Raw genomic sequence first — 21682 nt, 5'->3', positions numbered from 1 at the left:
TGCCATCCCCAGATCCTCTTCAGATGTCTCTTAGAGAATCGCAGATTCGCGATTTACGCAAAGCCCTCGCAAGCGGGCGAGGTGCACCGAACCCGCGGCTCAAGCCCAACGACTCACCAAAGCCGGCTGCATTTTCGGGCTTCTGTTCGTATACGAACGGAACTAGGCTCCCCTTCCGTTGAGTTCATCCTGGAGGGAGGCGAATGATGCTGGATCGGCGACAAGTCTTGGCAGCGCTCGGGACGAGCGCGCTCGTGGCGCTCGCGCCAACCGCAATTCTGGCAGCGGCATCGATCAAGCCGGACGATGCATCCGCGCTGCTCGTGATCGACGTGCAGAATTGCTTCCTTCCCGGCGGCAGCCTTGCCGTGAAGGAAGGCGAGCAGGTGGTGCCCGTCATCAACAAGATCTCGAAAGCGTTTTCGAACGTGGTGATGACGCAGGACTGGCACACGCAAGGCCATGTTTCCTTTGCGTCAGTCCACGCCGGGAAGAAGCCGTTCGAGACCGTCGATCTTCCCTACGGCAAGCAGGTGCTGTGGCCCGACCATTGCGTGCAGGGCACCGACGGCGCCGCGCTGTCGAAAGACCTTGCGATCCCGCACGCCGAGCTCATCATCCGCAAGGGTTTTCACAAGGACGTCGACAGCTATTCGGCCTTCCTCGAAGCCGACGGCAAAACCTCGACGGGTCTCGCCGGTTATCTGAAGGCGCGAAAGATCAAGCGCGTCTTCGTCGTGGGGCTGGCGACGGATTTCTGCGTGGCCTGGACCGCGCTCGACGCGCGCAAGGCGGGCTTCGAGGTCTATGTGGTGGAAGACGCCTGCCGCGGCATCGACAATCAGGGTTCGCTCGCAAAAGCCTGGGCCGACATGGCCAAGGCCGGCGTGAAGCGGATTCAGTCCGCAGATATCGCCGCGAGCGCGTAAGAGACGCAACCGAACTGCCAGACCCTCATCCTGAGGAGCGCGCTTCTTGGCGCGTCTCGAAGGATGAAGGCCCCCGCTGCAGCAGCTCGGCCTGCATGGTTCGAGACGGCGCTGACGCGCCTCCTCACCATGAGGATCGATCAGTTCGCAGCGCCGTTCGGCTCGTTGCTGTTGGCGGGCGCGGCCTTGGCGCCGCCCTTGGCGACACCGACCAAGGCGGGACGCAGCACGCGCTCGCCGATGGTGTAGCCGGCCTGCATGACCTGCACGACGGTGCCCGCGGGTACCGACGCATCGGGCACCTCGAACATCGCCTGCTGGAAGTTCGGGTCGAACTTCTGGCCCAAGGGATCGAACTTCTTCACGCCGTGTTTTTCCAGCGCGCTCAGTAGCGAGCGCTCGGTCAGTTCGACGCCCTCGATCAGCGAGGCGAGGCCTGCATCGGCCGCCGCACGGGCTTCGGCCGGAACGGCATCGAGCGCGCGCTGGAGGTTGTCGGCGATGTCGAGCACGTCGCGGGCAAAGCCCGTGACGCCGTAGAGCTTGGAGTCAGCGACCTCCTTGGCGGTGCGCTTGCGCAGATTCTCCATCTCGGCCAGCGTCCGCAGCATGCGGTCGCGCGCCTCGGCGACTTCCTTCTGCAGGAGCTCGACCGAGCCGGGCTCGGGATCGTCGGGCATGATGTAGGGTTTTGACACCACGGGCTCGCCGGCCGCAGCACTCGTGTCTTCGGGTTGCCGGTCTCGATCGGTCATCGGCTCTCTTTTCGCATTCGTCTCAGGGGGGTTCTGGCCCGCATATCGTGCTTCGGGCGCCGAAAATCAAGCGCCCGTGATCGGGAGAGACGCCGGTCAGCCCCCCAGGAGCCGGCTGACGATGCGGGCAGCATAGTCCACGGTCGGGATCACACGGGCATAATTCAGCCGCGTCGGCCCGATTACGCCCAAAACGCCGACGATATGGCCGGCAGCGTCCCGATAGGGCGAGATGATGGTGGACGAGCCCGACAGCGAGAACAGCTTGTTCTCACTGCCGATGAAGATCCGCACGCCTTCCGCAGTCTCGGCCCGGCCGAGCAGGTCGATCACGCCGCGCTTGGTCTCGAGATCGTCGAACAGCAGGCGAACGCGCTCGAGATCCTCCAGCGCATGCAAATCCTCGAGCAGATTGGCGTGGCCGCGGACGATGAGCTGGCGGTCCTCGTTCTCGCCGCCGGACCAGCTGGCGATGCCGGCCGAGATCACCTTGTGCGTCAGCTGATCGAGCTCGGTGCGCGCCTCTCCGAGCGCGGTTTCGAGCTCCAGCCGGGCCTCGGCCAGGGTCCGGCCCCGGATACGGGCATTGAGGAAGTTCCCGGCTTCGGTCAACGCCGAGGATGGAACCCCCGGTGGCAGCGTCAACACGCGGTTTTCGACCTGCCCGTCCTCGCCGACCAGGATCACCAATGCCTTTTCCGGTTCCAAGCGGACGAATTCGATATGTTTCAGCCGCGCATTGGATTTCGGCGTCAGCACGACGGCGGCTGCGCGGGTCAGGCCGGAGAGCCGCGTCAATGCCTCTTCGAGCGCAGCCTCCACCGATTGCGCGTGGCCGACGGAGGTCAACTGGCTCTGAATCGCCTGCCGTTCGCTGTCATTGAGATCGCCGACCTGCATCAGGGCATCGACGAAGAACCGCAGGCCGAGTTCCGTCGGCAACCGGCCGGCGGAGGTGTGCGGGGCGTAGATCAGGCCGAGCTGTTCCAGGTCGGCCATGACGTTGCGGACCGACGCGGGCGACAGCGGCATGGCGATCAGGCGCGAAATATTGCGTGAGCCCACCGGCTCGCCGGTCGCGAGGTAGCTTTCGACGATTTGACGAAAGATGTCGCGGGAACGCTCGTTGAGCTGGGCGAGGCCCGCGCGCGGCGCGATCAGATGGATCGGATCGTGATGGGCCACAGACCGTAACTCCTCTAAGATACAGGTAATTTGTCTATCCCGGGCGCGTCTGACAAGCGTGGCGTTCGCGGATTGAAAATCGGGGGTGAATAAGGCCTCGATCTTCCCCCTTGCCGCCCACCCTCACCCAACCTACAAGCACCGCCAACAGCCCTTTTCCGAGAGTTTTGGAGGATTTCCCATGCGGCCAAGCCGCCGTGCGCCCGACGAATTGCGCCCCGTGACGCTGGAGCGCGGCGTGGTCAAATATGCGGAAGGCTCGTGCCTGGTGAAATTCGGCGACACCCATGTGCTGGTCACCGCCACGCTGGAAGACCGCCTGCCGCCATGGCTCAAGGGCCAGGGCCGCGGCTGGGTCACCGCCGAATACGGCATGCTGCCGCGCGCGACCTCGGAACGCACCCGCCGCGAGGCCTCCGCTGGAAAGCAGAGCGGCCGCACCGTCGAAATTCAGCGCCTGATCGGCCGCTCGCTTCGCACCATCATCAATCTCGAAGCACTCGGTGAGCGCCAGATCACGGTCGATTGCGACGTCCTCCAGGCCGACGGCGGCACCCGCACGGCCTCGATCACCGGTGCCTGGGTCGCGCTCGCCGATTGCGTCAGCTGGATGAAGGCGCGCAACATGGTCAAGGCCAATGTGTTGCGCGACAACGTCGCCGCGATCTCCTGCGGCATCTACAAGGGCACGCCCGTGCTCGACCTCGACTATGCCGAGGACTCCGAAGCCGATACCGACGCCAATTTCGTCATGACGGGCGATGGCCGCATCATCGAAGTCCAGGGCACCGCGGAACGCGAGCCGTTCACGGAAGCCGAGTTCCTGGCGTTGATGGCGCTTGCGCGCAAGGGCGTCGCGCGTCTCGTGGACTTGCAGAAACTGGCGGTAGCGTAGTCAATAGGCCGATGCATCGCCGAATCACCGGAAAGCTGGTCATCGCGACCCATAATCCCGGCAAGCTCGCCGAGATGAAGGAGCTGCTTGCGCCTTACGGCATCGAGGCGGTGTCGGCCGGCGAATTAGATCTTCCGGAGCCGGAAGAGACCGGAAACGATTTCCGCAGCAACGCCGCGATCAAGGCGATCGCGGCAGCGCAGGCGACCAAGCTGCCGTCTTTCGCCGATGATTCCGGCATCGTGGTCGACGCGCTCGACGGCGCGCCCGGCATCTACTCGGCGCGCTGGGCCGGGCCGAACAAGGATTTTGCCGCGGCGATGGCGCAGATCGAACGGCTGTTGCAGGAGCGCGGCGCGACCACGCCCGCCAAGCGCAAGGCCCATTTCGTTTCCGCGCTGTGCGTTGCATGGCCCGACGATCATCTCGAACAGGTCGAGGCGCGCGTCGACGGCACGCTGGTGTGGCCGCCGCGCGGCACCGCCGGCTTTGGCTACGACCCGATATTTTTGCCCGACGGCCACAGCCGCACCTTCGGCGAAATGGAAAGCATCGAAAAGCACGGCCTGCCGCCGCTCGGTCTCGGCCTGTCGCACCGTGCCCGCGCCTTCGTGAAACTGGCGGAGATCTGCCTTGAGCCGCGCTAAGGAAGCCTTCGGCGTCTACGTGCACTGGCCGTTCTGCCTGTCGAAGTGCCCCTATTGCGACTTCAACAGCCATGTCCGTCACGCCGCGATCGACGAAGCGCGTTTTGCGTCAGCATTCGCGCGTGAGATCGCGACGACCGCCGAGCGCGCGCCCGGCCGCGAAGTCACCTCGATCTTTCTCGGCGGCGGCACGCCCTCGCTCATGCAGCCTGCAACCGTGGGCGCTGTGCTCGACGCCATCGGCAAGCACTGGACCGTGGCGAAAGACGTTGAAGTCACGCTGGAGGCAAACCCGACCAGCGTCGAGGCCACGCGCTTCGCCGGTTATCGCGCCGCCGGCGTCAATCGCGTCTCGCTCGGCGTGCAGGCGCTCGACGATGCCTCGCTGAAAGCGCTCGGCCGCATGCACAGCGCGCGCGAGGCCCTCGATGCCGTCGCCATCGCGCGCCGCTCGTTCGATCGTTATTCGTTCGACCTGATCTACGCCCGTCCCGACCAGACGCCGGCGATGTGGGCCGATGAATTGCGTCTCGCGATCGACGAGGCGGCCGAGCATCTGTCGCTCTATCAATTGACGATCGAAGAAGGCACGCCGTTCTTCGGCTTGCATCAAGCCGGCAAGCTGAAGACGCCGGATGAAGCGGTCGCACGCGCGCTCTACGACGTCACGCAGGAGACCTGCGACAAGCTCGGCCTGCCCGCCTACGAGATTTCAAATCACGCGCGGCGGGGCGCCGAGTGCCGGCACAATCTGGTCTACTGGCGCGGCGAGGAATATGCCGGCATCGGCCCCGGTGCCCATGGCCGGCTCGACATCGACGGCATCAGGCACGCGACCGCTACCGAGAAGCGTCCCGAAGCCTGGGTGATGCGGGTCGAGACCAACGGGCACGGCGTCGTCACCGACGATCTCCTCAACAGCGAAGAGCGCGCCGACGAATTTTTGCTGATGGGGTTGCGCCTCGTCGAGGGCATCGACCCCGAGCGCTACCGCGCGCTGTCAGGCCGCTCGCTCGATCCCAAGCGCATCACGCTGCTGCGCGAAGAAGGCGCGATCACGGTGGATGCAACGGGACGGCTGCGCGTGACCAGCAGCGGTTTTCCGGTGCTGGACGCGGTGGTCGCGGATCTGGCGGCGTAGCGAGCTGTCGTAGGGTGGGCAAAGCGAAGCGTGCCCACCATTTTTACCACATGTGCAGAAAGATGGTGGGCACGGCGCGCAAAGCGCGCCTTTGCCCACCCTACGGCACCGTCATCTTGAACTACGCCCCAAAACTCTTCGGCGAGCCCGCCACGGCCACGCCGCCGCCCGTCGTGACCTTCATCACCGCGAGGCCGCGCTCGTTGGTGCCGTCGGCGCGGAAGCGGAACAGGCCGTCAATGCCGGCAAAGCCGGACGGATTGGTGAGCACGTCGGATGAGAAGCGCGTCGTGCCTTGCGTGCGCGCCAGCGCGGCGACCAGGGCGACGGCGTCATAGGCGAGCGTCGCGGTGCGCACGGGCTCCGCGCCATATTTGGTGCGATAGTGGCCGGAGAAGGCGCGGAAGCCGGCCGGGTCCGGCGCGGCGTAGAGGCCGCCTTGCAAGCTGGAGCTGGCATAGACGCGCGGGCTGTCCCACAGGCCGGTACCGAGCAGCTGGATATTGCGCAGATTCGCCCCCGCCGCGCTCATCGCATCGGCGACCGCGACGACGGCATCGCCATCATCGGCGATGAACAGCGCATCGGCGCTGCCGAGCTGCTGCGCCACGGTCCGGGCCGGCGTGGCGCGATCGGCGCCGTATTTCTCGAACGCGACGATGCGCCCGCCGCGGCGCGGCACCGCCGCCTTCACCGCGGCCTCGACCACGTTGCCATAAGCATTGTCGGGCACGAGCACAGCGACGGAGCGCTTTCCGATGCTGGCGGAATATTCGACGATGCGGTTGACGTCGGACTCTGGCAGGAAGCTCAGCAGATAGACACCGCGGCCGGCAATGCTGGAATCGGTCGAGAACGCCATCACCGGGATCCCGCGCGTGCGCGCGATCTGCGCCACCGCAGGCACCGATTGCGCGAACAGCGGCCCCAGGATGATCTCGGCGCCCTCGTCCACCGCCTGCTGCGCACTGGCCTGCGCGCCCTGCGGGCTGCCATTGTCGTCCTTGATCAGGAGCTGGATGTTGGGATTCTGGAACTCGGCCAGCGCCATCTCGGCGGCGTTGCGCATCGACTGCGCGGCGAGGCCGGCATTGCCGGATGCCGAGAGCGGCAGGATCACGGCAACCTTCACCCCGCCGGTGCCGGCGGTCGTCGCCTGTTGCGGCGGGCCGGCCGGCTGGGCCGGAGGCGGGGAGGAGCTGCTGAACGGATTGGAGAACTGGCTCAGGCTCTGCTGCACGCCGGCGCAGGCCGACAGCAGCGGCGCGCCGAGCAACAGACCGAGCGCGCTTCGCCGGGTCGCCCCTGACATCAGGGGCCCCTGAACGGGAGACTCCTCCGAAAAGGAGGATCTGGGATCACGTGGGCCCGTCATGACAGTTTCTCTTCCGACCGACCGTCGCCAGCCGGTCACGACATTCTTTCCACGACACCGGCCATGGATTCAGGCATATTGTCGGCAAATAGTTAACTCAAACAAAAGGATAATGCCCGCTTAACGCGGCTTCCTCTCAAGTTCTGGCTAGCTGTCCGCCGTCCGTCACCCAGCATCAAGGCGGCGTTTCCGCCACGAATATGGCGCTGACGCTTCATTCCCTGCTGTATGTGATGCCGAATGGATCACATTCCAGTCCTTCCTCGCCCCTTGTCGCCCCTTGCCCAGGCACGATCTTTTTTCGGGGACCGGTTCCCAGCTCCGGGGATCATGCCTAAGTTCGTTTGATTATGCGCGCAAAGCCGTCCCCGATAAATACACCCGAGATCACGGAGCCCGCCTCGCGCGGTTTCTCCATCGACGCCCATCGGCTTGTCGCGCCGAAGGCCGCGTCGGGCCTGCACCTGGTCGCGACCCCCATCGGCAATCTCGGCGACATCACGCTGCGGGCGCTGCAGACCCTCGCCGGGGTCGATGTCATCGCCTGCGAGGACACCCGCATCACGCGGCGTCTGACCGAGCGCTACGACATCTCCGCGCAGCTCAAGCAATATCACGAGCACAATGCGGAAGCGGCCCGTCCGAAGATCCTGGAACGGCTGTCGCAGGGCGGCTCGATCGCGCTGGTGTCGGATGCCGGCACGCCGCTGATCTCGGACCCCGGCTACAAGCTGGTGCGCGAGGTCTGCGCCGCCGGCCACGCGGTCTACGCGCTCCCCGGTCCGTCCTCGGTGCTGGCGGCGCTGTCGGTCGCCGCGCTGCCGACCGACCGCTTCTTTTTCGAAGGGTTTTTGCCGGCCAAATCGGCGGCGCGACGATCTCGCCTGACTGAGCTTGCGCGCATCGATGCGACGCTGGTGATGTTCGATTCCGGCAACCGCGTGCAGGACACGCTCGCCGAGCTTGCCGAGATCATGGGGAGCCGCGAAGCCGCGATCTGCCGCGAGCTGACGAAACTGCACGAGCAGATTTCGCGCGCCACGTTGCGTGAGCTCGCGCGCGGCGCCGACACGCTGGAGACGCGCGGAGAATTCGTGCTGGTGATCGCTCCGCCTGCGGCGGATGCCGAGATGCTGACATCGGATGCGCTCGACGGTGTCCTGCGCGAGCAGCTCGCCGCGAACAGCGTCAAGGATGCGGTGGCGCATGCGGTCGCGCTCTCGGGCCGGCCGCGCCGCGATGTCTATGCCCGCGCGCTCGAGCTTGCCAAGGAGTTGCGGGGCGGCGATGGCGAAGGCTGAGGTCCCGACGGAACCGAAAATCGCCTCGCCCGAGCGCGTCGCCGCGTTTCGCACCGGCATCTCCGCGGAAAGCCGCGCCGCGGCCTATCTCATGGCCAAGGGCTATCGCATCCTCGCCAAACGCTACCGCACGCCGCATGGCGAGATCGACATCGTGGCGCGCCGCCGCAATTTGATCGCCTTCGTCGAGGTCAAGGCGCGCGCGACGCTGGACGACGCCGCCTTCGCGGTGACGCCGCGCCAGCAGCAGCGCATCATCGATGCCGCGCAAGGCTGGCTCGTCGCGCATCCCGAGCATGCGGAATTTGAAATGCGATTCGATGCCATGCTGATTGCGCCGCGGTCACTTCCACGCCATGTGTTGGCGGCATTCGACGCCTCGACCTGAAAGGCAGACCATGAAACTGAACGTCGCCGTCCAGATGGACCCCATCGCCCGCATCAACATCAAGGGCGATTCCACCTTTGCGCTGCTCCTGGAGGCGCAGAAGCGCGGCCACGGCCTGTCCTATTACACGCCCGACAAGCTCTCGATGGTCGGCGAGGAGATCGTCGCTCCGGTTCAGCTCCTCACCGTGCGCGACGAGCCCGGCAATCATTTCACCCTGGGCGAACCCAGGCGCGAGGCGCTCAACGGCTTCGACGTGGTGCTGCTCCGCCAGGATCCGCCGTTCGACCTCGCCTATATCACCTCGACGCACCTTCTCGAACGCATCCATCCGAAGACGCTCGTCGTCAACGACCCCGCCTCGGTGCGCAACGCGCCGGAAAAGCTGTTCGTGATGAACTTCCCGCAGCTGATGCCGCCGACGCTGATCTCGCGCGACCTCGACGAGATCAACGCGTTTCGCGACAAGCATGGCGCCGTCGTGATGAAGCCCTTGCACGGCCATGGCGGCGCGGCGGTGTTCCGCGTGATGCCGCAGGACATGAATTTCGGCTCGCTGTTCGACATGTTCTCGGTGACCTTCAAGGAAGCCTGGGTGATCCAGCAGTTCATCCCCGAGGTCAAGCACGGCGACAAGCGCATCATCCTGATCAACGGCGAGTTCGCCGGCGCGGTGAATCGCGTGCCGGCCGCCGACGACCTCCGCTCCAACATGGTGCGCGGCGGCGCAGCGCAGGAGACCGAGCTTACGCCGCGCGAGCGCGAGATCTGCGCCACCGTGGGCCCGGCGCTGCGCGAGCGCGGGCTGTTGTTCGTCGGCATCGACGTCATCAACGGCAATCTCACCGAGATCAACGTGACCTCGCCGACCGGCATCCGCGCCATCGCGCGGCTCGGCGGACCCGACGTTGCCGCAAAGCTCTGGGACGTGATCGAGCAGAAGCGGGCGAGGTAGGCATCGGCTTGTAGCCTCAATGTCGTCCTGGCGAAAGCCAGGACCCATTACCCCGGCTGCCAGTTTGACGAACATCGAAGCGATCACCTCCTTAACAACTCATCGCGGTGGTAATGGGTCCTGGCTTTCGCCAGGACGACAGCGGTGATGTGGCGCGTTGTTTCCATCTCACTGCATGCCGGCACCAAGCATCACCCCACCCATCACTAACCACCCATTCACCACGACGCGGCGGCGCATCGTTCGAATGCATGGGCCGCGACTGCGTGAAACTACGGGGCCAGTGGCCGACCGGCTAACGCGACGTTCACCATCTGCCGAAAGACCACAGCGCGGCCGTCGATCACATTCGGCCTCGCAACACCGCTTATACTTTTACTGCCTACTCATCGACACGGGGAACCCGCCAGGTGCGGTTCGAGTGCCCCGCGTAAGAGTAGAAGCGTATGAACACCGCACGCATTGTCGTTCTCGTCATCGCACTGGGCGCCGGCGGCGTCGCTGCGTATCTGGCGAGCGGCTATGACAACAAGCCCGCGCCCGTTCTTCCTGTCGCCGAAAAGCTGCCGACGGTCGAGGTCCTGGTCGCCAAGAACGACATCCAGCTCGGTCAGGCCGTGAAGCCCGAGGACCTGCAATGGCAGGTCTGGCCGGCGGCGACCGCGAGCAGCGCCTTCATCCGCCGCGACAACAGGCCCGAGGCGCAAATCCAGATCGCAGGCTCGATCGCACGCGTGCCGTTGATGCAGGGCGAGCCGATCCGCGAGCAGAAGCTGGTCAAGGCCGACGGCTCCGGCTTCATGGCCGCGATCCTGCCGTCGGGCATGCGCGCGGTCTCCACCGAGATTTCAGCCGAGACTGCCGCCGGCGGCTTCATCCTGCCGAATGACCGCGTCGACATCGTGCTGACCCGCCGCTTGAAGAATCCTGACGGGGCCGGCGGTAACGACCTCATCCTGTCCGAAGCGATCCTGACCAATATCCGCGTGCTCGCGATCGACCAGGCGCCGAAGGAAAAGGACGGCCAGAACGCCGTCGTCGGCAGGACCGTCACGCTCGAGCTCAAACCCGACCAGGTCGCCGCGCTATCGGCAGCGCGCCAGGGCGGCACGCTGACACTCGCGCTGCGCAGCATCGTCGATGCCAACTCGGTCGACAGTACGCCCGAGGACCAGGCGAGCAAGCGGTCCGCCGGGATCAACGTGATCCGCTACGGCGTACAGGCGCGGCAACTGACGTCACAGAAGTGATGGGGACATGATGAACTACGGGGATGATCGGACGGGCATGCGCATTCGGGGGAATCGCGCGCGCTCGTTCTGGACGGGGACGATGCTGATCCTGGGGCTCCTCGCAGCCCCCGATGTCGTCAGCGCTGCAGATGCGCCGGTCGGCGACCAGGCGCCGATGCAGGCAGCGGATCTCGATGTGTCGCCGGTCGGGACGATCGTGCCGGCGAAGACGCGCTTCCTGTCGCTCGGCGTCGGCAAGTCCGCCGTCATCGACCTGCCGCGCGACGTCAAGGATGTGCTGGTCGCCGATCCCAAGATCGCCAATGCCGTGATCCGCTCGGCCCAACGCGCCTATATCATCGGCGGACAGGTCGGCCAGACCAACGTCGTGTTCTTCGCTGCCGACGGCCAGCAGGTGGCCGCCTACGACATCGCGGTGAAGCGCGATCTCAACGGCATGCGCACGGCGCTGCGTCAGGCGCTGCCGGGCGTGCAAATCGAAGGCGTCGGCGACAGCGTGATGCTGACCGGCTCGGTGTCGAGCCCGGTCGAGGCCCAGCAGGCCGGCGACGTCGCGGCCAAACTGGTCGGCGGCTCCGAGAAGGTGGTCAACAACATCGTCGTGCGCGGCCGCGACCAGGTGATGCTCAAGGTCGTCGTCGGCGAAGTACGCCGCGATATCGTCAAGCAGCTGGGCGTCGATCTCAGCGCCAGCCTGAACGCCGGCACCGCGGTGGTGAACTTCAACAATTCCAACCCGTTCTCGGTCAGCGGCGGACCGATCGTCAGCAACAACGGATTAGGTGTGGCCGGCATCACCAAGGGCTTCGCGACCGTCAGCGCCACGATGCGCGCGATGGAAAGCGCCGGTGTCATGCGCACGCTCGCCGAGCCGAGCCTGACCGCGATCTCCGGCGAATCCGCCACCTTCATCGCCGGCGGCGAATTCCCCATTCCGTCGGGCTACGCCTGCGATCCCGTCACCCACGTTTGTACCACCCAGATCACCTACAAGAAGTTCGGCATCTCCCTGAACTTTACCCCCGTCGTACTGAGCGAGGGCCGGATCAGCCTGCGCGTGATGACCGAGGTGTCGGAGCTATCGAACCAGAGCGCCATCACGGTGACCCAGGCGCTGTCCTCGAGCTCGAACAACTCGATCACCATCCCCTCGATCCAGACCCGCCGCGCCGAAACGACGCTGGAAATTCCCTCGGGCGGTTCGATGGCGATGGCCGGCCTGATCCAGCAGCAGACCAAACAGGCGATCAACGGCCTGCCTGGCGTCGACCAGGTGCCGATCATCGGTGCGCTGTTCCGCAGCCAGGACTTCGTCAACAACGAGACCGAGCTGATGGTGATCGTGACGCCCTATGTGGTGCGCGCGGTGGCTCAGAAGGAACTGTCCCGGCCCGACGACGGCTTCGCGCCGGCCTCTGACGCCCAGACGGCGCTGCTCGGCCGCATGAACCGCCTCTATGGCATCGCGCGCCGCGTCGATCCGATCGCGGGCACGCCCGGTGATTTCGGCTTCATCATCGACTGATGACGAACGGACGACTTGGGGCAAGCGGCAGAGACGGGCGAGAGACGGGGCACGAGGGATGAAGCGATGACGAAGACCATGGCCGATCGACGTCGCAGGTTGAGCGTCGCGCTGGCGCTGACGGGGCTCTCCGTCATGTTGGGCGCCTGCAACACCACCGGCGAGATCGTCACCCAGACGGTGCCGACCGACTATCGCCAGCGTCACCCGATCGCGGTCGAGGAAGCCAAGAAGTCGATCGTGATCTTCGTCGGCAAGGCTCGCGGCGGCCTCTCGGCCGCGCAGCACGCGGACGTCGCCGGCATTGCCCGGGACTGGGTGCGCGAAGGCACCGGCTCGGTGGTCGTCGACGTCCCCGCCAACGCCGCGAATTCGCGGGCGGCGGCAGCGACCTATCACGAGATCCGTTCCGTGCTCGCATCCGTCGGCGTGCCCTCGCGTGCCATCGTCCAGCATCCCTATCGGCCGGAGGATCCCGGACTACTGCCCACCATCCGCCTGAGCTATTCCCGGATCGCCGCAGTCGCCGGCCCCTGCGGGCTGTGGCCGGAAGATATCGGCCCCTCCATCCTCGACCCCGGCTACAACGAGAACCAGCCCTATTTCAATCTGGGCTGCGCCAGCCAGCGCAACCTCGCGGCAATGATCGACAATCCAGCCGACCTCGAGCAGCCGCGGTCCGAGACGCCAGCCTATAACGCACGGCGTGACATCGCCTTCGAGCGCTATCGCAAGGGCATGCCGATCGCGACCACCAATTCAGACGCCGACAAGGCCAAACTCAGCGATACAGGCAGATGACACGCGTCCACGACGAAGAAGCGGACGATCCGCAGCACCCCGAGGAACACATTGCGCCGGTTCCTCGCATCTCCGTGCAAGCCTTTTGCGAGACCGAGCAGACGCTCGCCGCGGTGACCGCGGCCGGGCAGGATCGCCGTCTCGCCAAGGCGCATCTCACCGCCAAGGACGGCGGCCTCGCTGCGGCCATCGAAGTCTATGAAACGATGCCGACGCCGAACGTCATCGTGATCGAATCCGACGGCACGCGCGACATTCTCGAGGGCCTCGACGACCTCGCCGGTGTCTGCGATCCCGGCACTCGTGTGGTGGTGATCGGCAATCCCAGCGACACCGCGCCCTATCGCGAGCTGGTCCGCCGCGGCGTCAACGACTATGTGGTGGGACCGGTCGAAACGCTCGACGTCGTCCGCTCGATCTGCAGCCTGTTCTCGGCGTCCGAAACCATCATCACCGGCCGCGTCATCGCGGTGGTCGGCGCCAAGGGCGGTGTCGGTGCCTCTACCGTCGCGCACAATGTGGCCTGGACCATCGCCCGCGACCTCGCGCTCGATTCCGTCGTGATCGATCTCGACCTCGCCTTCGGCACCGCGGGCCTCGACTACAATCAGGACCCGGTGCAGGGCATCGCCAATGCGGTGCTGTCGCAGGATCGGCCGGACACGGCCCTGATGGAGCGTCTGCTCTCCAAATGCACCGAGCGTCTCAGCCTGCTTGCTGCGCCTGCCACCCTTGACCGCGTCTACGATTTCGGCGCGGAGGCCTTCGATGCGGTGTTCGACACGCTGCGCATGACGACGCCCTGCATCGTGCTCGACGTTCCCCACCAATGGTCGGGTTGGACGCGGCGTGCGCTGGTCAACGCGGACGACATCGTGATCGTGGCCGAGCCCGATCTTGCGAACCTGCGCAACACCAAGAACATGCTGAACGTGTTGAAGGCGGCGCGGCCGAACGACCGGCCACCGCTCTACTGCATCAACCAGGTCGGCATGCCCAAGCGGGCGGAGATCGAGGTCAAGGCATTCGCCAAGACCATGGAGAGCCAGCCGATCGCGGTGATCCCGTTCGATTCAAAGCTGTTCTCGACCGCGGCCAACAACGGCCAGATGATCGCGGAGGTCTCCAAGAGCCACCGCACCACCGAGCTGTTCCAGAACATGGCGAACCGCCTCGCCGGGCGCGGCGAGGTGAAGAAGCCGAAGCGCTCGCTGCTCGGGCCGCTGCTGAAGAAGCTGAAGGGCAGGTCGGGGCGCGCGTCAGCCCCGCATCGCAAGGCGTCGTAGGGACAAGAGCTGAGCTCTCTCCGTTCCCTCCCCCCTTGTGGGGGAGGGGCAGGGAGGGGGTGCTACACGGGGACTCTTTCCGTCGCGCACCCATTCGATGCATCGTCACCAATCAGCACTTTTTCCTGGGCTACCCCTCTCCCTAGCCCTCCCCCACAAGGGGGAGGGAATGCACCTCCCTCGGTGCGCTCGGCGAGGCTCAATCTGTCGAGCTCAGGAATGAGCGGGCTACTTCTCCGCCCGCTGCTGCTTCTTCACCAGCAATTGCCGCAGCGCTGTGACCTTTGCCGCCGCTTGATCCGGCGGCAGGTCCGCCTTCACGATGGTTTCGGCCTCGGCCTGCTTTCCTTCCAGTCCCAGCACGAGCGCGAGATTGGCGCGCACCCGGAGATCGGCGGGATTGCGCTCGTGCGCGCGGCGCATCGTTTCCTCTGCCCGCGGCAGATTGTTCTGCAGCATGTAGGACAGTCCGAGATTGGACAGCACCGACGGTTCGTCCGGCACGATTTTCAGTGCGGCGGCGTAGTATTGCTGCGCCTCCTCGTTGCGACCGAGCTGATCGAGCGCGGCGCCCTGCGCCGACAGGATATGCCAGTCGGGATCCTCGGGCGAATGCGCGCGACCGAGGACGTCGAACGCCTGCTGGAAACTGCCGCTGTCGGCGAGCGCGCGGCCATAGCCGGCGAGCAGCGCCTTGTTGCTGGAATGGGCAAGCACGGCCTGCTCCAGCACCGCGAGCGCCTGCGCGCGCTGGCCGGTCTGGCGCAACGCCTTGCCATATTCGAGCGCGACGTTGGGATCGCCAGGCTTGGCGCGATAGCGCTCGCGCAGCGCGTCCATGTCCGGCCTCACGTCTGGCTTGGCCTCGGCCCTGACAGCCGTGTCCGATTTTCCGCCGAGCGCGCCGGTGATGTCCTCGATGCCGGTGGTCTGACAGCCGCCCAAGGCCAAGATCAGAAGTGCGGAAAACAGATATCTCGCCGGAGGAGAGGCGACGGACAAACGCTTGGACATACTCTGATCACTCGGCGACTGATCAGAGATGCTTACCGATTAACGCTAAAGTCCCGTTAAGGCGGGGCGCTTCCGAAAGCTCAGTCGGTGAATTCAGCGCCGAACTCGCAGCCGATGCGCCAGCGCAGGCGGCACTGCCGGGAATAGTCGGGCGCGAAGATGATGGTGAATTGCGGCGGCACTTCCAGAAATTCCGCCACCACTTTCACGCCGCCATCCGAAATATCCGTGATCGTGCAGTCCCGCGGCAGCGAACCCGCGCCAAAATGAATCTTGGCGAGCCGCGTGCACATCCGTCGTTCGCTTCTCCGGCGATTTGCAAGCATCTGAATTGTTCACCCGTTAGACCACGGCCCATCCCGCAGCCTAGGAGTAGCGGACATTCGTTGGAATGTGCTGAGCAGAGCAGCTTGCATTCGAGGCGTAGTGTCTTCGACGTGTTTACGATCGGTTAAGGCCTTCCGGCCCTCTCGACCCGTTCCCGTATTGTTCTTGCAAGAACTGGCCCGCTCTGCTACCCCTAATTGTGCAAAAGGGCAGGCTGGTTCGGGCATGGTTCAGCGGGTTTCTACCGTCGCCTTTGAGGGGATCGAGGCCCGTGCGGTCGACGTGCAGGTGCAGGTCGCGCCCGGTCTGCCGGCCTTCGCGATCGTCGGTCTCCCGGACAAGGCGGTGTCGGAGGCGCGCGAGCGGGTCCGCTCGGCGCTGATCGCCTCTGGGCTGGCGCTGCCGGCGCGCAGGATCACCGTCAATCTCGCGCCCGCCGATCTGCCCAAGGAGGGCAGCCATTATGACCTGCCGATCGCGCTCGGGCTGATGGGGGCGATCGGCGCGATCCCCCCGGATGCGCTGACCGGCTTCACGGTTCTGGGCGAGCTTGGCCTCGACGGATCGATCGCACCGGTGGCCGGTGTCCTTCCCGCCGCGATCGGCGCCAATGTGCGCGAGGAGGGGCTGATCTGTCCGGCGGCTTGCGGCTCGGAAGCGGCATGGGCGAGCCCGGACATCCAGATCATCGCCGCAAGTTCGCTGATCCAGATCGCCAACCATTTCAAGGGAACGCAGGTGCTGTCGCGGCCGGTGCCGAAGGTGCATGAAGCCGCCGCCTCGCCGCTCGACCTGCGCGACATCAAGGGCCAGGAGAGCGCCAAGCGCGCGCTGGAGATCGCGGCCGCCGGCGGCCATCACCTGCTGATGATCGGCGCGCCCGGCGCCGGCAAATCGATGCTGGCGGCACGCCTGCCCTCGATCCTGCCGCCGCTGTCACCGGGCGAGTTGCTCGAAGTCTCGATGATCGCCTCTGTCGCCGGCGAGATCGAGGGCGGCGCACTGACGGCGCGGCGGCCGTTTCGATCGCCGCATCATTCCGCCAGCATGGCCGCGCTCACCGGTGGCGGCATGCGGGCGCGGCCAGGCGAGATCTCGCTCGCGCATCAGGGCGTGCTGTTCCTCGACGAGCTCCCCGAATTCGATCCGCGCGTGCTGGATTCGCTGCGCCAGCCGCTGGAGAACGGCGAGGTCTCGGTGTCCCGCGCCAATCACCGCGTCACCTATCCCGCACGCTTCATGCTGGTCGCGGCGATGAATCCGTGCCGCTGCGGCAATGCGTTCGAGCCCGGCTATGCCTGCAAGCGCGGCCGCATCGATCGCTGCACTGGCGACTACCAGGCCCGCATCTCGGGGCCGCTGATGGACCGTATCGACCTGCGCATCGAGGTTCCCGCCGTGACCGCGGCCGATTTGATCCTGCCGCCGCCGGCGGAGGGCTCGGCCGAAGTCGCCGCGCGCGTGGCCGCCGCGCGCGACATCCAGCTCGCACGCTACGCGGACGCCGGCCTGCCGAAGGTTCGCACCAATGCCGAAGCGCCGGCCTCGGTGCTGGAGGAGATCGCCAAGCCGGATGCGCAAGGCCAGAAGCTGCTGCGCGACGCCGCCGAGACCATGCGGCTGTCGGCGCGCGGCTATCACCGCGTGCTGCGGGTGGCGCGCACGCTGGCCGATCTCGATCGTGCCGACAAGATCGGCCGGCTGCATCTGGCCGAAGCGCTGTCCTACCGCGCACTCGCGGAGGATGTGCGCCAGTTGGCCTGAGCAATGCGCCGCCGCAGCTTTCTCGACAACATCACCATGCCCGAGATTGAACCATGACCGACGTCAATGCCTGCACCATCAGATTTGTCCGCCCGTCCCAATATGCCGATCGGCTGAGGTCGTACGAGTTGTGGGTCAACGGGACCAGCGTTGGGAAGCTTGCGCGCAATGACGCGTTGGAGGTCACGCTGCCGGCCGGTGCCTGCACGATCGAGGCGACTATTGATTGGGGCAGAAGCCAACCGCTCATCGTTCGCACCACTCCTGGCCAAATCGTCGAGATCGAGGTCAGGAACAGGTGGGGCGCCTGGGCAGCGCTGTGGGCGATCAGCTTCGGCAAGAACAGCTATTTGGTTCTCACTGAAGTCGAGCGAAAAACGAACAGAAGCGCTTAACCGACTGAGATTCTCATCCCCAGATACCGGCATCAACCCGGCGGTAACGAGTTTCCTTTACGCTCTGCAAACCATAAGGCCCATCAGTTCCCCGTACAGGGCCTGGCGAGTAGCGTGTCATGTTGCGTTTCAAGATCCTGGCCTCGGTTGTTCCCCTGTTGGCGGCCGCGGTGTTCGCGCGCAGCGAGATCGGATCGGTCTCGCATCCCTGCATCGCCCTCGGCGACACCTCGGTCGAGCTGACGTCGCTGTTCTGGACCGCCGGCGTGCATGTCGCCTTCACCGACGATCCCGCGCGCGCCACGGTGCGGGTTCAGATTACCGAGGATGCGGACGCTGCCGACTTCGCCGTTGTCGACGATGGCCCCGGTTCGGAATCGGAGTCCTGCCAGGCCAACCCTTCGACTCGCCTGATCTCGATTGCCGCACAGCCCGTCGACGGCGGTCAGGTGGTCTATCTCTCCACCGAGGGGCCGGCGGATTACCGGGTCTATGTGCGCTCGAAAACCTTCTCGCAGCGCGAGGCGGCGGCGCTGATCGTCGGCGCCCGCGGCGGCCACCGCCATCTCCAGGCGGCCTCGCTTTGAGCCGCCTCGCTTTGCGCCGTTAACGTCTCGTCAACCCTGTTTGGAGGCGGTCGCAGGGCCTCAAACTGTTCGCAAGGTCGGCGGCACATCGTCGTTTACAGCGAGCACAGGTTTTTACGAAAAGAGTCGGGTCGGTGGCGATGGATCGGACGTTCCGGATCAAGGTGCGCATGCGTCGCTTCAGGCGACAGTACCCACGAATCGCCTTCGCGATCCGCTCCTTCATGATCTTCTCGGCGACCTTCGGCGGCGCCTATGGGTTTGTCTCCGGCAGCCGGTCCGAGACGTCCGGCTACGATCCCAATGCGTTTGCGATCGGCGTCAGCTTCCTGTTCGCGCTCGCCTGCCTCGGCCTCGCCACGCTGAGCATGCGCCTGCGCTTCGTCAACAAGCGGATGCGTGCGCTGGCTGCCCACAACGAAACGCTGATCGACCGCAATTGGGAGCTGAAGGAGGCCGAGGAGCGCGCTCGCAGCCTGTTCGAACAGCAGGGCGATCTGATCGTGCTGCGCGACACAGGCGGCCGCATCACCTTCGCCAACGACGCCTATTGCGCGCTTGCCGCACAGGCGCGCGGCGCGCTGGTCGGCACGCGCTTTGATTTCGACGTGCTGGAGCAGGGCGACAGCGCCCGCGAGAGCAACGGCACGCGGATTCACGACCAGAAGATCGCAACTCCGCTCGGCGCGCGCTGGATCGCCTGGCGCGAAGGCTATGTCCGCCTCGACGCCGGCCAGCCCGCCGAATTGCAGAGCGTCGGACGCGACGTCACCGACCGCACCGAGACCGAGCGGGCGCTGTCCGAGGCCCGCGATCAGGCCGACGCCGCCAACCGGGCCAAATCGCGCTTCCTGGCGATGGCGTCGCACGAGATCCGCACGCCGCTCAACGGCATCATCGGCATGGGCGGGCTGCTGCTCGACACTACGCTGACGCCGGAGCAGTCGACCTACGCCAAGGCCGTGAAGACCTCCGGCGAAGCGCTGATGGCGCTGATCGAGGAGTTGCTCGACTATTCCAAGATCGAGGCCGGCAAGCTCGATCTCGAGCAGCGTCCCTTCGCGCTCTCGGCCCTGATCGAGGACATCACCGAGCTGCTCGCGCCGCGCGCGCAGGCGAAACAGCTCGAGATCGCCGCCTATGTCGACGAGCGGCTGCCGCTCGAAGTGGTCGGCGACGCCGCGCGGCTGCGCCAGGTGCTGCTCAACCTCGCCGGCAACGCCATCAAGTTCACGGCGAGCGGCGGCGTCGCGCTGATCGTCGAGCCCGGCATCTGGCCGAACGAAATCAGCTTTCTGGTGCGCGACACCGGGATCGGCATCGCAGCCGACGCGCAACAGCGCATCTTCCGCGAATTCGAGCAGGCCGACGAACGCGTCGCCCGCACCTATGGCGGCACCGGCCTCGGTCTCGCTATCAGCGAGCGCATCGTCAAGCGCATGGGCGGCCGCATCACGCTCGCGAGCGAGCCGGGCAAGGGTTCGACCTTCGACGTCTCAGTCCCGCTGGCATCATCCTCCGCCGGCGCGGAGCAGACGGCGTTCCCGAGTCCCGACCTCACAGGCAAGTCGATCCTGCTGATTGCCGACGGCATCGAGGCTTCCCTGATCGCGCGGCGGCTGGAGCGCTGGGGCGGCCAGACCTGCATGGTGACCGACGCCGCGGTGGCGGAAGCGCTGCTGCCGGAACGCTCATGGCATTCGGTGCTCATCGATCGCGCGCTCGGCGCTGCCATTGCCGACCGCCTCGGCGAAGCCGCACGCAGCCATGCGACGCAACGCCTCGTGCTGCTGACGTCCGGCTCGCGCCACGAGAAAATCTCGCCGGCCTTCACCGGCTTCCTGGTGAAGCCGCTGCGCGCGGCCTCACTCGCCGCACGCCTCGCGCTGCCCCCGGAGGTCGCCTCGCCCGATCTCGCGCCGGAGCCATCTGCCCCATCCACCGGCGCGGTACCGGCGAAAGGCCTCTCGGTTCTCGTCGCCGAGGACAACGAGATCAATGCGCTGTTGATGCGCTCGCTACTGACGAAACTCGGTCACCGCGTCATCATCGCGATCAATGGCGAGGCCGCGCTGGAATCCTGGCTCGGCGCGTCCTCGGCCGGCACGCCCTATGATCTCGTGCTGATGGACATCCAGATGCCGCAGCTCGACGGCATCGAAACGACAAAACGGATCCGTGCGCATGAGGCAGCCAAGGGCGGCCACCACACGCCGATCCTCGCGCTCACCGCCAATACGCTGGTGGAAGATCGCTACGCCTGCTTTGAAGCGGGCATGAACGGGTTTCTGATCAAGCCGCTCGATCGCGAGAAGCTGGAAGAGGCGCTGGCCGGACTGGCGGCGGCGCGGCAGCTGACGGTTTGATCCGGATTCCATAGGAACCCGATCTCGGACGGCAATCGACAATTGAAATCGAGCGCTTCGCGCGTCACCATCCTCTGGGGCATTTTAAGCAGAGGATTTCGCATCAACATGCTTTGCCGCCTCGCCTTCGTGATCCTTCTCTGTGGTTCCACTCAAGCCACCTCGGCCGATAGCTCGCAACTGATCGCCTCGCTCAAGCAAGGCGGTTACGTGTTGGTGTTTCGCCACACGGCCACCGACGACAGCCAAAAGGATGTCTACCCTTTCAAGTTCGACGACATGAGCGCCCAGCGTCAGCTCAGTGAAAAGGGCCGCGACATGGCGCGCCAGATCGGGACGGCCATCAAGGAACTCGCGATCCCGATCGGCGATGTCTACACCAGCAAGCTGAACCGCGCGATCGAGGCGGGCAGACTGATCTCCGGTCGCGAGCTCAAGCCAGTCGACGCGTTGACGGACAGCAGCAACGCGAGTGCGTCGGGCATGGCAAATCCGACCGGTGCAAATGCAAAAGCGGGCCAGGCCGTGCGGCGGCTCGTCGATGCGCCGCCCAAGGCGGGCACCAACACCGTCCTGGTCACCCACAAGACCAACATCGCCGATGTCTTCGGCAAGGATGCCGGGGACGTGCAGGAAGGCGAAGCTTTCGTCTACCGGGCAAGCACCACCGGTGCGGCGGCTTTCGCAGGGCGCATCAAGCCTGCGGATTGGATCGCGAAGGCCGGCAAGTGAGCCGCTTGCCGGCGACGCACGTCAGCTTGGGTGCGGAGCAGGCCGGGCGCCCGGCATCACT

General features: G+C 65.7%; 21 protein-coding genes. 16 read left to right on the top strand and 5 right to left on the bottom strand.

Features of this window, described 5'->3' with window-relative positions:
- Positions 1-206: 206 nt before the first annotated feature.
- Positions 207-929, top strand: a complete 723-nt coding sequence (gene pncA / locus AC0L3A_RS07445) for a bifunctional nicotinamidase/pyrazinamidase (protein ID WP_088941363.1) — start codon at positions 207-209, stop codon at positions 927-929.
- A 140-nt stretch (positions 930-1069) separates the two neighbouring features.
- On the opposite strand, the gene grpE is transcribed toward pncA, so the two are convergent.
- Together grpE and hrcA are read right to left on the bottom strand one after the other, a co-directional pair.
- Positions 1070-1684 carry a nucleotide exchange factor GrpE gene (gene grpE, locus AC0L3A_RS07440; protein ID WP_007598484.1) on the bottom strand — a complete coding sequence of 205 codons (615 nt, stop codon included), beginning with the start codon at positions 1682-1684 and terminating at the stop codon, positions 1070-1072.
- 96 nt (positions 1685-1780) lie between these two features.
- Complete coding sequence (hrcA, locus tag AC0L3A_RS07435) at positions 1781-2869, bottom strand: heat-inducible transcriptional repressor HrcA (protein ID WP_007598483.1); 1089 nt, start codon at positions 2867-2869, stop codon at positions 1781-1783.
- Between the two features lie 181 nt (positions 2870-3050).
- On the opposite strand from hrcA, the gene rph reads away from it, so the two are divergent.
- Genes rph through hemW form a run of 3 tightly spaced genes read left to right on the top strand, consistent with a single transcriptional unit; the run spans position 3051 to position 5552 of the window.
- Positions 3051-3764: a ribonuclease PH gene (rph, locus tag AC0L3A_RS07430; protein ID WP_007598482.1), complete on the top strand. Its 714-nt coding sequence runs from the start codon at positions 3051-3053 to the stop codon at positions 3762-3764.
- Between the two features lie 11 nt (positions 3765-3775).
- Positions 3776-4411, top strand: a complete 636-nt coding sequence (gene rdgB, locus AC0L3A_RS07425) for an RdgB/HAM1 family non-canonical purine NTP pyrophosphatase (RefSeq protein WP_007598481.1) — start codon at positions 3776-3778, stop codon at positions 4409-4411.
- Positions 4398-5552 carry a radical SAM family heme chaperone HemW gene (gene hemW / locus AC0L3A_RS07420; RefSeq protein ID WP_007598480.1) on the top strand — a complete coding sequence of 385 codons (1155 nt, stop codon included), beginning with the start codon at positions 4398-4400 and terminating at the stop codon, positions 5550-5552. Before rdgB ends, hemW begins: the two co-directional genes overlap by 14 nt.
- A 121-nt stretch (positions 5553-5673) precedes the next feature.
- Here the strand turns inward: hemW and AC0L3A_RS07415 are convergent, their stop codons facing one another.
- Entirely contained in the window at positions 5674-6927 is a 1254-nt protein-coding gene (locus AC0L3A_RS07415) for a penicillin-binding protein activator (RefSeq protein ID WP_473253917.1), read from the bottom strand.
- 350 nt (positions 6928-7277) lie between these two features.
- Here AC0L3A_RS07415 and rsmI point away from each other — a divergent pair, with 350 nt between their 5' ends.
- From rsmI to AC0L3A_RS07380, 7 genes are all read left to right on the top strand, one after another.
- Complete coding sequence (gene rsmI, locus AC0L3A_RS07410; protein ID WP_219681937.1) at positions 7278-8228, top strand: 16S rRNA (cytidine(1402)-2'-O)-methyltransferase; 951 nt, start codon at positions 7278-7280, stop codon at positions 8226-8228.
- The gene (locus tag AC0L3A_RS07405; RefSeq protein ID WP_007598474.1) at positions 8215-8616 is read left to right on the top strand and encodes a YraN family protein; all 402 of its coding nucleotides are present in this window, start codon (positions 8215-8217) and stop codon (positions 8614-8616) included. Before rsmI ends, AC0L3A_RS07405 begins: the two co-directional genes overlap by 14 nt.
- Before the next feature lie 10 nt (positions 8617-8626).
- Positions 8627-9571, top strand: a complete 945-nt coding sequence (gshB, locus tag AC0L3A_RS07400) for a glutathione synthase (protein WP_007598473.1) — start codon at positions 8627-8629, stop codon at positions 9569-9571.
- 446 nt (positions 9572-10017) lie between these two features.
- Positions 10018-10821 (top strand): Flp pilus assembly protein CpaB, encoded by an 804-nt coding sequence (cpaB, locus tag AC0L3A_RS07395; RefSeq protein ID WP_007598472.1) that lies wholly within the window; start codon positions 10018-10020, stop codon positions 10819-10821.
- A 10-nt stretch (positions 10822-10831) separates the two neighbouring features.
- Positions 10832-12349, top strand: coding sequence for a type II and III secretion system protein family protein (locus AC0L3A_RS07390; RefSeq protein WP_473253922.1), 1518 nt, complete (start codon positions 10832-10834; stop codon positions 12347-12349).
- A 66-nt stretch (positions 12350-12415) separates the two neighbouring features.
- Entirely contained in the window at positions 12416-13150 is a 735-nt protein-coding gene (locus tag AC0L3A_RS07385) for a CpaD family pilus assembly protein (RefSeq protein ID WP_007598468.1), read from the top strand.
- Positions 13147-14436 (top strand): CpaE/TadZ family protein, encoded by a 1290-nt coding sequence (locus tag AC0L3A_RS07380; RefSeq protein WP_007598467.1) that lies wholly within the window; start codon positions 13147-13149, stop codon positions 14434-14436. The genes AC0L3A_RS07385 and AC0L3A_RS07380 overlap by 4 nt, the downstream gene beginning before the upstream one ends.
- 228 nt (positions 14437-14664) lie before the next feature.
- On the opposite strand, the gene AC0L3A_RS07375 is transcribed toward AC0L3A_RS07380, so the two are convergent.
- Together AC0L3A_RS07375 and AC0L3A_RS07370 are read right to left on the bottom strand one after the other, a co-directional pair.
- Positions 14665-15450, bottom strand: coding sequence for a tetratricopeptide repeat protein (locus AC0L3A_RS07375; protein WP_007598466.1), 786 nt, complete (start codon positions 15448-15450; stop codon positions 14665-14667).
- Between the two features lie 80 nt (positions 15451-15530).
- Complete coding sequence (locus tag AC0L3A_RS07370; protein WP_007598461.1) at positions 15531-15776, bottom strand: PilZ domain-containing protein; 246 nt, start codon at positions 15774-15776, stop codon at positions 15531-15533.
- A gap of 226 nt (positions 15777-16002) precedes the next feature.
- Here AC0L3A_RS07370 and AC0L3A_RS07365 point away from each other — a divergent pair, with 226 nt between their 5' ends.
- The 5 genes from AC0L3A_RS07365 to AC0L3A_RS07345 all read left to right on the top strand — a co-directional run bounded on the left by AC0L3A_RS07365 (position 16003) and on the right by AC0L3A_RS07345 (position 21621).
- Positions 16003-17541 carry a YifB family Mg chelatase-like AAA ATPase gene (locus tag AC0L3A_RS07365; protein ID WP_354127085.1) on the top strand — a complete coding sequence of 513 codons (1539 nt, stop codon included), beginning with the start codon at positions 16003-16005 and terminating at the stop codon, positions 17539-17541.
- 53 nt (positions 17542-17594) lie between these two features.
- On the top strand, positions 17595-17936 hold the full coding sequence (locus AC0L3A_RS07360; protein ID WP_354127084.1) for a hypothetical protein: 342 nt from the start codon (positions 17595-17597) through the stop codon (positions 17934-17936).
- Positions 17937-18055: 119 nt separating this feature from the next.
- Positions 18056-18523 carry a hypothetical protein gene (locus tag AC0L3A_RS07355; RefSeq protein ID WP_007598455.1) on the top strand — a complete coding sequence of 156 codons (468 nt, stop codon included), beginning with the start codon at positions 18056-18058 and terminating at the stop codon, positions 18521-18523.
- A gap of 140 nt (positions 18524-18663) precedes the next feature.
- A complete protein-coding gene (locus AC0L3A_RS07350) occupies positions 18664-20889 on the top strand; it encodes a PAS domain-containing hybrid sensor histidine kinase/response regulator (RefSeq protein WP_007598454.1) in 2226 nt (741 codons plus the stop codon).
- Positions 20890-20991: 102 nt separating this feature from the next.
- Positions 20992-21621: a histidine phosphatase family protein gene (locus AC0L3A_RS07345; RefSeq protein ID WP_035995357.1), complete on the top strand. Its 630-nt coding sequence runs from the start codon at positions 20992-20994 to the stop codon at positions 21619-21621.
- Positions 21622-21682 lie beyond the last annotated feature (61 nt).

This window comes from Bradyrhizobium sp. MI1.3, from assembly GCF_055811695.1.
This window is presented reverse-complemented; position numbering and strand designations above follow the sequence as displayed.

Bases quoted from the DNA above. Each gene is read 5' to 3' on its own strand.
- pncA (WP_088941363.1), top strand. From the start codon at position 207: ATGCTGGATCGGCGACAAGTCTTGGCAGCGCTCGGGACGAGCGCGCTC.
- grpE (WP_007598484.1), bottom strand. From the start codon at position 1,684: ATGACCGATCGAGACCGGCAACCCGAAGACACGAGTGCTGCGGCCGGC.
- rph (WP_007598482.1), top strand. From the start codon at position 3,051: ATGCGGCCAAGCCGCCGTGCGCCCGACGAATTGCGCCCCGTGACGCTG.
- rdgB (WP_007598481.1), top strand. From the start codon at position 3,776: ATGCATCGCCGAATCACCGGAAAGCTGGTCATCGCGACCCATAATCCC.
- AC0L3A_RS07415 (WP_473253917.1), bottom strand. From the start codon at position 6,927: ATGACGGGCCCACGTGATCCCAGATCCTCCTTTTCGGAGGAGTCTCCC.
- rsmI (WP_219681937.1), top strand. From the start codon at position 7,278: ATGCGCGCAAAGCCGTCCCCGATAAATACACCCGAGATCACGGAGCCC.
- AC0L3A_RS07405 (WP_007598474.1), top strand. From the start codon at position 8,215: ATGGCGAAGGCTGAGGTCCCGACGGAACCGAAAATCGCCTCGCCCGAG.
- gshB (WP_007598473.1), top strand. From the start codon at position 8,627: ATGAAACTGAACGTCGCCGTCCAGATGGACCCCATCGCCCGCATCAAC.
- cpaB (WP_007598472.1), top strand. From the start codon at position 10,018: ATGAACACCGCACGCATTGTCGTTCTCGTCATCGCACTGGGCGCCGGC.
- AC0L3A_RS07390 (WP_473253922.1), top strand. From the start codon at position 10,832: ATGAACTACGGGGATGATCGGACGGGCATGCGCATTCGGGGGAATCGC.
- AC0L3A_RS07385 (WP_007598468.1), top strand. From the start codon at position 12,416: ATGACGAAGACCATGGCCGATCGACGTCGCAGGTTGAGCGTCGCGCTG.
- AC0L3A_RS07380 (WP_007598467.1), top strand. From the start codon at position 13,147: ATGACACGCGTCCACGACGAAGAAGCGGACGATCCGCAGCACCCCGAG.
- AC0L3A_RS07375 (WP_007598466.1), bottom strand. From the start codon at position 15,450: ATGTCCAAGCGTTTGTCCGTCGCCTCTCCTCCGGCGAGATATCTGTTT.
- AC0L3A_RS07370 (WP_007598461.1), bottom strand. From the start codon at position 15,776: ATGCTTGCAAATCGCCGGAGAAGCGAACGACGGATGTGCACGCGGCTC.
- AC0L3A_RS07365 (WP_354127085.1), top strand. From the start codon at position 16,003: ATGGTTCAGCGGGTTTCTACCGTCGCCTTTGAGGGGATCGAGGCCCGT.
- AC0L3A_RS07360 (WP_354127084.1), top strand. From the start codon at position 17,595: ATGACCGACGTCAATGCCTGCACCATCAGATTTGTCCGCCCGTCCCAA.
- AC0L3A_RS07355 (WP_007598455.1), top strand. From the start codon at position 18,056: ATGTTGCGTTTCAAGATCCTGGCCTCGGTTGTTCCCCTGTTGGCGGCC.
- AC0L3A_RS07350 (WP_007598454.1), top strand. From the start codon at position 18,664: ATGGATCGGACGTTCCGGATCAAGGTGCGCATGCGTCGCTTCAGGCGA.